This window comes from Neptunomonas sp. (assembly GCF_016744175.1).
In the GTDB taxonomy this organism is placed as follows: domain Bacteria; phylum Pseudomonadota; class Gammaproteobacteria; order Pseudomonadales; family Balneatricaceae; genus Neptunomonas.
Map to the genome: position 1 here is coordinate 1 of NZ_JADGEV010000080.1, position 9110 is coordinate 9110.

At 42.6% G+C, this 9110-nt stretch carries 8 protein-coding genes; 3 read left to right on the forward strand and 5 right to left on the reverse strand.

Annotation, left to right across the window (positions count from 1 at the left end; all coding sequences use genetic code 11):
• The 3 genes from QZZ55_RS19480 to QZZ55_RS19490 all read left to right on the forward strand — a co-directional run.
• The coding region (locus QZZ55_RS19480) for an A24 family peptidase (RefSeq protein WP_293269087.1) at positions 1 to 657 on the forward strand (657 nt) is incomplete at its 5' end.
• Positions 658 to 707: 50 nt separating this feature from the next.
• On the forward strand, positions 708 to 1322 hold the full coding sequence (gene coaE, locus QZZ55_RS19485; protein WP_293269088.1) for a dephospho-CoA kinase: 615 nt from the start codon (positions 708 to 710) through the stop codon (positions 1320 to 1322).
• On the forward strand, positions 1319 to 1540 hold the full coding sequence (locus QZZ55_RS19490) for a DNA gyrase inhibitor YacG (protein WP_293269089.1): 222 nt from the start codon (positions 1319 to 1321) through the stop codon (positions 1538 to 1540). The genes coaE and QZZ55_RS19490 overlap by 4 nt, the downstream gene beginning before the upstream one ends.
• Here QZZ55_RS19490 and QZZ55_RS19495 read toward each other — a convergent pair.
• The 5 genes from QZZ55_RS19495 to ftsZ form a co-directional block, all read right to left on the reverse strand.
• A complete protein-coding gene (locus tag QZZ55_RS19495) occupies positions 1521 to 2465 on the reverse strand; it encodes a Nudix family hydrolase (RefSeq protein ID WP_293269090.1) in 945 nt (314 codons plus the stop codon). The two genes, QZZ55_RS19490 and QZZ55_RS19495, sit on opposite strands and share 20 nt — an antisense overlap.
• 49 nt (positions 2466 to 2514) lie before the next feature.
• A complete protein-coding gene (gene argJ, locus QZZ55_RS19500; RefSeq protein ID WP_293269091.1) occupies positions 2515 to 3732 on the reverse strand; it encodes a bifunctional glutamate N-acetyltransferase/amino-acid acetyltransferase ArgJ in 1218 nt (405 codons plus the stop codon).
• A 73-nt stretch (positions 3733 to 3805) separates the two neighbouring features.
• Positions 3806 to 6556, reverse strand: a complete 2751-nt coding sequence (secA, locus tag QZZ55_RS19505) for a preprotein translocase subunit SecA (protein ID WP_293269092.1) — start codon at positions 6554 to 6556, stop codon at positions 3806 to 3808.
• A 195-nt stretch (positions 6557 to 6751) separates the two neighbouring features.
• Positions 6752 to 7666 (reverse strand): UDP-3-O-acyl-N-acetylglucosamine deacetylase, encoded by a 915-nt coding sequence (gene lpxC, locus QZZ55_RS19510; RefSeq protein ID WP_293269093.1) that lies wholly within the window; start codon positions 7664 to 7666, stop codon positions 6752 to 6754.
• 90 nt (positions 7667 to 7756) lie between these two features.
• Complete coding sequence (ftsZ, locus tag QZZ55_RS19515; RefSeq protein WP_293269094.1) at positions 7757 to 8923, reverse strand: cell division protein FtsZ; 1167 nt, start codon at positions 8921 to 8923, stop codon at positions 7757 to 7759.
• Positions 8924 to 9110 lie beyond the last annotated feature (187 nt).

Sequence of the window (9110 nt, forward strand, 5' to 3'; positions counted from 1 at the left end):
TCAACCTGCCCTTCCTGTCAGCATAAAATAAGATGGTACGAAAACATCCCTGTTTTAAGTTACTTAATGTTAGGCGGCAAATGCTCTTCATGTAAAATCCATATATCACTTCGTTACCCACTCATTGAATTGTTAACGGCGGCACTCAGCGTTGTTGCTGTTTATCAGTTTGGGTTTAATTATTACGGCATGGCAGCGGTATTCTTCACATGGTGCCTAATTTCGTTAACATTTATTGATATTGACCACCACCTTTTACCCGACAGAATAACGCTACCGCTGCTGTGGGCCGGTCTATTAATAAATACACAGAATAGCTTCGCTTCTTTAGAATCCGCTGTTTGGGGCGCCGTGCTTGGCTACTTAATTCTCTGGTCTATATATTGGGCATTTAAATTGCTAACGGGCAAGGAAGGCATGGGCTATGGCGATTTCAAACTACTTGCCGCATTAGGCGCATGGTGTGGGGCTGCCTCTTTGCCGCTGATTATTCTTTTATCATCAGTCGCTGGAGTTATTCTGGCAGTAGCTCTTATGCTGTTTAAACGACACGAAGCACAAAACCCTCTTCCTTTTGGTCCATACCTTGCCATTGCAGGCTGGGTAGCGCTATTCTGGGGCGACCAAATAATAGCAGCGTATCTTTTCTTTCTATAAAACCCGGTTTTAAGACGAGTTTAGTCAGACCCATTATCAGGTTTGTAATTATGCTAGTAGTAGGATTAACAGGTGGTATTGGCAGTGGCAAAAGTGCGGCTTCTGCTCAGTTTGAGTTATTGGGCAAGCCCATTATTGATGCCGATGTCGTTGCTCGCGAAGTAGTAGAACCCGGTGAATTAGCCTTGGTTAAAATAGAGGAAAAATTCGGCGCTACAATACTTGCTGAAAACGGCACACTGGATCGCGCTAACTTGAGAAAGGCTGTATTCTCAGATATCAAATCGAGAGAGTGGTTAGAGCAACTGCTGCACCCAATTATTCGCACCCGTATCATGGAAAAAATCGAAAGCTATCATGGCAGAACACCCTATCTTATATTAGCCTCCCCTCTTTTACTGGAAACAGATCAACATAAGATGGTGGATCACATCATTGTAATGGATGTACCAGAAAGCTTACAGATTCAACGAGTTGCCTCGCGTGATAATAATGATGTAGAACAGATAAAACGCATTATGGAAGCCCAACTCAGCCGAGATGCCAGACTTGACCTTGCAGACACTGTACTAGATAACAGCACGACATTAGAGCACTTAAAAAACCAAATAAAGCTTATCGACATAAAGTTACTTGAGCTAGCTACTAACGAGTACCGCACATGAAGAAAATTAAATGCCCTCAATGCTCTGGTCCATCGCTATGGGATGAAAGCAATGAATCACGTCCGTTCTGCAGTAGTCGCTGCAAACTTATTGACCTAGGCGCATGGGCAAGTGAAGAGTATAACATTCCAGCATCGCCTTCGGTTGATGATTATGATGACCAACCCAGCCTTGATGGGGGAATTACAGGCTCGCCATTTACAAGTACCATGCACTAATAGCAGCTATGCCTTGCGCTCCGATGTTTTGAGCTTGTGATAAATCGTTACTGTTCATTCCACCCAGCAAATACACAGGTAACGCTGCTTGTGAAATCATGCTTGCAGCAACATCCCAACCTAGAGCGGGTGCCCCCGGATGGCTATGAGTCGGCTTAATAGGCGATAAAGTAACATAATCGCATTTCAATGATACAGCCTTATTTAACTCCTCTTGCGTATGACACGAAGCACCTAAAAAACGCCCCTTAAATTCTTCTCTACAAGACAAGGCCATAAGTCGGTCAGATGTTAGATGTACAGAGTTTGCCCCCAAGTTGTTAGCAAGACCTACTGAGCAATTTAGGGTAAGTCTCTTGCTATGTAATGTTGAATCATTTTGTAAGCGCGTTACCCATTTGCAGAAATCTTCTTCACTAAGTTGCTTTTGCCTAAACAAGATCCAATCAATAGAATGTTTAATAACTGTATTATTCAGGCTTTGTAAGCACTCAGATAAGGAATTATAAGCCGGTGTCACAAAAATTTTTTTTGATAGTAAAGCAGCATTGAGAATTGGCTGGTTGGCTGCAGGAAAAGAGTAAGTGTCTAGCTGTTCAATGGGTACCCAACGAGTCTCTTGCCCTTCTTTTCCCCAGGCTTTTCCAGAAAAGTTAGTGATACGAAACACATCTAAAAATACTGATTTATCAGGGTAATGGTAAGGAATCTGTATTAAAGGCTCACTTGTTACAACCTTAATATCTACCTCTTCATCCAGCTCTCTAAACAGTGCTGACTGTGGAGATTCTCCTTCCTCGACCTTACCTCCAGGAAACTCCCACAATCCACCCTGATGTTTATCATCAGGGCGCTTTGCCAAGAGAATATTCCCTAAACCATCTTCAATTACAGCAGCGGCTACATGGATGAGTTTCTTATTCACGTAAAATTGCACTCCATTTTTTGCCGCTACCTTATTATTTTTTGTGGTATTAGCTACGATAGTCAGCATTAATAGTCACGTAGTCATGTGAAAGATCTGTAGTCCAAACCGTCTCACTGACAACACCACGGTTTAAAACAATCTTAATTAGGATATTCTCCTGACTCATAACTTTTTTACCCGCTTCTTCTGTATAACTATCTGCACGACCACCTTTTTCAACAATGCACACGTCATCCAAGTAAATCTGTAACTCATTCACCTGTAAATGTTCAACACCAGCACGACCAACCGCAGCCAAAATACGTCCCCAGTTAGGGTCACTGGCAAAGAGGGCTGTCTTAACAAGCGGGGAGTGGGCAACCGTATACGCTGTTGCTAGTGCTTCTTGATGAGTAGCGGCTTGCTCAACGCGAATAGTCACTAGTTTTGTAGCACCTTCACCATCCTTAACGATGGCCAAAGACAGTTCAAGCATTACCTGATGCAGCGCATCCTTGAACAAACGAAGAAGCGCTTCATTATCCTCTGTAACTACGGCTCCAGACTGACCTGTAGCTATTAACATACACGAGTCATTTGTTGAGGTGTCGCCATCTACCGTTATACGATTAAACGTTAAATCAGCAGCCTCAACAAGCAACGCTTGTAATAGCTCAGTTTTAACAGCAGCATCCGTTGCAACAAAACCTAACATGGTTGCCATATTAGGCATAATCATGCCAGAACCTTTCGATATCCCGGTAAGGGTGATCGTTTCGCCATCATGTACAAATTGGACACAAGCCCCTTTAGGTCGTGTATCAGTCGTTAGAATACCCTCAGCAGCTTCTGCCCAGTGGTTCTTATCGAGATTACCCAAAGCGTCGGGGAATACACTTGTAATTTTTTCAACAGGAAGCGGTTCGCCAATAACGCCTGTCGAGAAAGGCATAATATCAACCTGCTTAACATTCGCCACATCTGCTAATGCGCTACAACACTCATAGGCATCACTTAAACCTTTTTCACCCGTGCCCGCATTTGCATTACCCGTATTAACTAACAGGAACCGGTTTTTACCTTGGTTTAAGTGCTCTTTAGATACGATAACAGGGGCTGCACAAAATGCATTCTGGGTAAACACGCCAGCTAAAGTAGATTTTTTAGCCATTTCAATTACGACTACATCCTTGCGCCCAGGTGTTTTGACGCCAGCAGAGGCCACACCTAAACGCACACCGTTTACCGGATGAAGAACAGGTAGTATTGCGGGTCCGATTGCCATTTTGTTTTCCTCTTTAAACATAAAGAAAGCAGCCAAGGCTGCTTTCTTTTATCAAATATAATAATAAAATATTTTAATTGAGCTGCCCATGGCACTGTTTGTACTTTTTACCGGAACCACAAGGACAAGGCTCATTACGTCCTACTTTGCGTTCATCTCGCACAAATGTGTCAGGTGTAAGTTGTGATTCATCATTGGCATCCTCATTTTCCGATGACTCTTCAGAAAATCCAGAATTACTCTGATGCTCAAAATTCATCTGCTGTTGAGCTAACTGCTCTCGACGCTGCTGTTCAATAACTTCTGTTTCTTCAGGCATTTGAACTTGCACATGGCTCAACACTTTCACAACATCACGTTTGATGTTCTCTAACAACTCTTGAAACAGTGAGAACGATTCACGTTTATACTCTTGCTTAGGATTTTTCTGAGCATAGCCACGTAAGTGAATACCTTGGCGTAAATGATCCATTGTCTGTAAGTGCTCTTTCCATAACGTATCAAGCACTTGAAGCATTACCTGCTTCTCAAATAGACGAATGCCTTCTTCGCCTGCAATAGATTCTTTTGCTTCGTATGCGCCTGCAACTTCTGCTTGAATTTTCTCTCTTAACGTATCCTCATGCAGCGTAGTATCATCATCAAGCCACTGCTGAACAGGCATAGTCAGCGCAAACTCAGCTTCCAACGCCCGTTCAAGGCTTGGAATATCCCACTGCTCAGCCAAACTCTGCGGAGGAATATGATTACTCACTGAGTTATCGACAACTTCTTCGCGGATCGCTTGGACAGTCTCGGATATATTATCAGAAGCCATTAACTCGTTACGCTGGTTATACACAACCGTACGTTGATCGTTAGCAACATCATCGTATTCCAACAATGATTTGCGAATATCGTAGTTACGACCTTCAACTTTACGCTGAGCTTTCTCAATCGCATTTGAAACCATTTTATGTTCAATGGCTTCACCTTTCTCCATCCCTAATGCTTGCATAAAGCCACGTACACGGTCTGATGCAAAAATACGCATTAAGTCATCTTCTAGTGATAAGAAGAAACGTGAAGAGCCTGGATCTCCCTGTCGACCCGAACGACCACGCAACTGATTATCGATACGACGTGATTCATGTCGCTCTGTACCAATAATGTGCAAACCGCCTGCAGCCAATACTTGCTCGTGACGCTTTTCCCAATCAGCTTTAGCTAATTCAATCTCGGCATCAGTTGGGTTGTCTAAGTTTTCTAACTCTAACTCTAACTTACCACCCAGTTTAATATCAGTACCACGCCCAGCCATGTTGGTGGCAATAGTAACGGCTCCCGGACTACCCGCTTCCGCAATTATGGTCGCTTCGCGTTCATGGTTCTTAGCATTGAGTACGTTGTGCTCTACTTTAGCTTTATTAAGATAGTTAGAGATCAGCTCTGATGACTCAACAGAAGCAGTACCCACTAAAACTGGTTGACCACGCTCGCGACAGTCGGCTATTTCTTTAATAATCGCGTCATATTTTTCTTCCATTGTTAGAAAAATAATGTCGTTGGAATCTATACGTGCAACATCACGGTTGGTTGGTATGACAAGAACATCTAATCCATAAATCTGGTTTAATTCAAATGCCTCTGTATCTGCGGTTCCAGTCATCCCCGCCAATTTATCGTATAGGCGGAAGTAATTCTGAAATGTTGTTGACGCAAGTGTTTGGCTTTCTAATTGAATAGATACACCCTCTTTTGCTTCAACAGCCTGATGCAACCCTTCAGACCAGCGACGCCCAGGCATAATACGCCCAGTGTGCTCATCCACAATAACAACCTGATCTTCCTGAATTATGTAATCTTTATCACGAATAAATAAATTATGTGCACGAAGTGCCGCCAAGACATGATGCAGGCGATTTAGGTTATGAGGTGCATATAGGCTTTCACCTTCTTCAAGAATACCTTCTTTAGTAAGAAGCTCTTCTATGATTTGGTGTCCAGCTTCCGTTAGCTCTACCGTGCGATTCTTCTCATCGACAACAAAATGTTCATTAATTACTTGCTCTGTATCTTTAGGATCAATTTCACCATCAAAGCGAAGCAAATTAGGAATAAGAAGATTTACCTTATGATACATCTCAGAACTATCTTCGGCAGGCCCTGAAATAATCAAAGGAGTACGTGCTTCATCAATAAGAATTGAATCTACTTCATCGACAACGGCGTAATGAAAGTCTCTCTGTACTTTATCCTCCAGACTAAAGGCCATATTGTCACGTAGATAATCAAATCCGAACTCGTTATTAGTACCGTAAGTGATATCAGACGCATAAGCAGCTCGCTTAACTTCAGGGTCTTGGCGAGATAAAACAACACCAACGCTTAATCCCAAAGCTTCGTACAAAGGACGCATCCACTCAGCATCACGACTTGCAAGATAATCATTTACCGTTACGAGGTGGACCCCTTTTCCCTCAAGCGCATTGAGGTAAACGGCTAACGTCGCTACCAGTGTTTTACCTTCACCCGTACGCATCTCAGCCACATTACCTTCATGTAATGTGATCCCACCAATTAACTGCACATCAAAGTGTCGCAGCTCCATAGAGCGTTTAGATGCCTCACGTACTAATGCAAATGCTTCAGGAAGAATTGCTTCCAATGAAGTACCACTCGCTACCTGTTTCTTAAAATCTTCTGTTTTTGCAATGATTTCTGCATCAGATAGTTTTTCGATCTCTTCTTCAAACGCATTGATCAGCTTAACTAGCTTCCCCATACGCTTTAACTCTCGATCGTTCTTATTACCAAAAACTTTTTTAAACAATGAGGTCAGCATATATTGATTATCTTTCCGTAAGTCCCCGCAGCCGAGAGCGACAGGGCTTTTATGATTAAGGTAAATAACAAAATGAATATCTTTTCTATTAGGGTTGAAATGCAAATTTCAACCTTTTTACTAATAAACTTATAACCAATATCTATTTATATTAAAAAGCCGGGCTATAGCCCGGCATTCAAATAATCTAATAGTTTAATCAGCCAAAACTGGCTTTTGATAAGAGATTGGCGCTTTTTGATCATGATCTTCAAACGTCACCACTTCCCAAGCATCATTTGTTTCTAGCAGCTTATTCAACAATAAATTATTGAGGGAGTGACCTGATTTATAGCCAATGAACTCACCTATCAAGCTTTTCCCTAATAAATATAAATCACCGACTGCATCAAGCACCTTATGTTTCACAAACTCATCGTCATATCGCAAACCATCATCATTTAAAATACGATAGTCATCAACAACGATGGCGTTTTCCAAACTACCCCCAAGCGCTAGGTTTTGTGAACGCAAATATTCGAAGTCACGCATAAAACCAAAGGTTCTTGCACGGCTGACTTCTTTTACAAACGAGGTGCTGGAAAAATCTAATGTTGTTTCTTTATTTCTACCTTCAAAAGCAGGATGTTCAAACTCAATACAAAAACCTACTTTAAAGCCTTCAAAAGGACGAAATGTTGCAGACTTTCCGTCTGCACTGACTGTAATTTCTTTTTTGATACGAATAAATTGCTTAGGCGCTTCTTGCTCATCAATTCCCGCTGACTGAATCAAAAAGACAAACGGTGCTGCGCTACCATCCATGATAGGCACTTCTTCTGAGCTCAGTTCAATAACAACGTTATCAATCCCTAAACCCGCTAAAGCCGACAACAAATGCTCAACTGTGGCCACACGAACGCCATCTTTTCCTAGGTTCGTAGACAATGTGGTATCAACAACGTTTTCAGTACATGCAGCGATATCGATGACAGGTTCGATATCAGTACGCCGAAAAACAATACCGGTATTCACAGTAGCTGGCTTGAGTGTTAAATACACTTTTTGTCCGGTATGCAGACCAATTCCGGTAGCCTTAATACTGTTCTTCAGGGTTCGTTGTCTGATCATGCGTCCGCCAAATTTTTAATTGTCTAAATAACCTGAAATAGTAACAAAATAGCGCCAAAGCGGCAACATGGCCTTTAACGCTAAACCACTTTAGTCAGCTTGTCTTCGAATGTAAGTAGGGATATCTAACATATCCACATCCTTTTGCTTATCAGACGATAACGCTTGCTTTGTAGCTGGCTCAAGCAACGCTTCTTGTTTTTGTCGACGCAACACAGTCGGCAGCTCAATCTGAGTAGTGCTCACTGAGCTATTACTACTTCTGTTAGTTGATGCAACAACCTTTACCGGCTCTTCTACTCGTTTATCAAAACCCGTTGCTACCACCGTCACTTTAATGTCGTCTTTCATTTCTGGGTCAATGACAGTTCCGACTACAATTGTCGCATCATCTGAAGCGTATTCTTCGACAATATTTCCGACTTCAGTAAACTCACCCAAACTTAGATCCAGTCCAGCAGTGATATTTACCAAAATTCCACTCGCGCCCTTCAGGTCTACATCTTCTAACAAAGGACTATTTATAGCGGCTTCCGCTGCAACAGTCGCGCGGTCTTCTCCTTTAGCAGAACCCGTACCCATCATTGCCATGCCCATTTCAGACATCACCGTGCGCACATCTGCAAAATCGACATTGATCATACCCGGACGAGTAATAAGGTCAGCAATACCCTGTACGGCGCCACGCAATACATCATTGGCTGTATTAAATGCATTGATCAGGCTGCAATTTCTACCTAGCACTTTCATCAACTTTTCATTAGGAATAATAATAAGAGAATCAACGTTTTCACGTAGTTCCGTAATTCCCTCATCAGCCAACTTCATGCGTTTACGACCTTCAAATGGAAAAGGCTTTGTCACGACAGCGACTGTTAAGATACCAAGCTCTCTTGCAACTTCAGCAACGATTGGAGCAGCACCTGTTCCTGTGCCTCCTCCCATACCCGCTGTAATGAAAACCATATCAGCACCATCAAGCAGCTCAGCGACATGCTCTCTATCTTCAACCGCAGCCAAACGCCCAATTTCCGGATCTGCACCGGCTCCCAACCCTTTTGTTGTCGTGCTTCCTAGTTGCAACAACTCTTTAGCGGACATCTTAGCAAGAGCCTGAGCGTCTGTGTTGACACACATAAACTCAACACCTTCAAGTTCAGTTTGCACCATATGCTCAACGGCATTCCCGCCACCACCGCCGACACCGATTACTTTAATTACGGCATTTTGTGGAACACTATCTAATAATTCAAACATTTCATTCTCCTGTCGAGTTCCATGCAATTATTGCAACTCGGCGCTATTAACCAGCCACACCTTAAAGTGTGGGGGTCTAATAAATTAAAAATTTCCTTTCAACCAGTCTTTAGCCCGTGTCAATAAACCCGGACCTTCTCTCACTGGTTTTACATTGTCTTGTACTTCTCGTTTATTACCTGCCAGT

What these genes read in the sequence shown, in the direction of transcription:
- coaE (WP_293269088.1), top strand. Translation starts at nt 708, where the DNA reads ATGCTAGTAGTAGGATTAACAGGTGGTATTGGCAGTGGCAAAAGTGCG.
- QZZ55_RS19490 (WP_293269089.1), top strand. Translation starts at nt 1,319, where the DNA reads ATGAAGAAAATTAAATGCCCTCAATGCTCTGGTCCATCGCTATGGGAT.
- argJ (WP_293269091.1), bottom strand. Translation starts at nt 3,732, where the DNA reads ATGGCAATCGGACCCGCAATACTACCTGTTCTTCATCCGGTAAACGGT.
- secA (WP_293269092.1), bottom strand. Translation starts at nt 6,556, where the DNA reads ATGCTGACCTCATTGTTTAAAAAAGTTTTTGGTAATAAGAACGATCGA.
- lpxC (WP_293269093.1), bottom strand. Translation starts at nt 7,666, where the DNA reads ATGATCAGACAACGAACCCTGAAGAACAGTATTAAGGCTACCGGAATT.
- ftsZ (WP_293269094.1), bottom strand. Translation starts at nt 8,923, where the DNA reads ATGTTTGAATTATTAGATAGTGTTCCACAAAATGCCGTAATTAAAGTA.